The following is a 646-nucleotide window of genomic DNA, read 5'->3' as shown; positions in this document are numbered from 1 at the left end:
ATGTTCGGCAGGCCCAAGGACTGGCGGCGTGTCGCCACGCGCTACGACCGCTGCCCAAAGGTCTTCCTCTCAGCCATCGCTGTCATCTATTGGCTATGAGTCCTGACTCTAATTCTCAGAGAATTCGCATTTCTATCGGTAACAGGTTTCATTTGTGTTCGCGGACTCCTCTCCTTGTCAGGTGCGCGTGACTTTGTGACACCCACCTGACGCGGGACGGCGGACTCCGGGATGGTTAATCGCCGGCCTTACTTGGTCGCAGACCGCAAACTGGCGGGTGGCGGGAACCAGGCGCAACTTTGTATACTCGGCTGCTTGCTCAACGCTGATCTTGGCTTCCAGCGAAGACAGAGGGTTCAGTTCCGATAGGGTTTGAATGGCCGCTTTGGCCAAGACGGAGCTCTGGGTTGGCAACCGCAGAGAAAGTCCGCTTCCCGCCGATTCTGTGGAAAAACACCCGTTCGCTGGCGCAGAATACTGACCCCGGAATGGGACGCGAGCACCTTTCCAGTCGGGCTTTTCGCGGTTGCTGCGGTGCAGGAAGGATCTTGGCCAATTTCCGGAGGTTTTGGGCGGTTGCGGCGAGGAGGAATTCGTCGTTTGCACCGCATAGTCCAGGTAATCGGAGCCGATTCAGACCAAGGAT

Annotated in this window: 1 pseudogene; it reads left to right on the top strand. The window is 57.4% G+C overall.

The annotated features are described in order from the left end of the window. A pseudogene (locus ACN5AZ_RS18700) lies at window positions 1–99 on the top strand (IS5/IS1182 family transposase); the annotation flags it as partial. Window positions 100–646 lie beyond the last annotated feature (547 nt).

Source organism: Sagittula sp. SSi028 (genome assembly GCF_048553715.1).
GTDB lineage: Bacteria > Pseudomonadota > Alphaproteobacteria > Rhodobacterales > Rhodobacteraceae > Sagittula.
The sequence above is the reverse complement of the archived record's forward strand: the minus strand, read 5'-3'. Positions and strand labels throughout refer to the sequence as shown.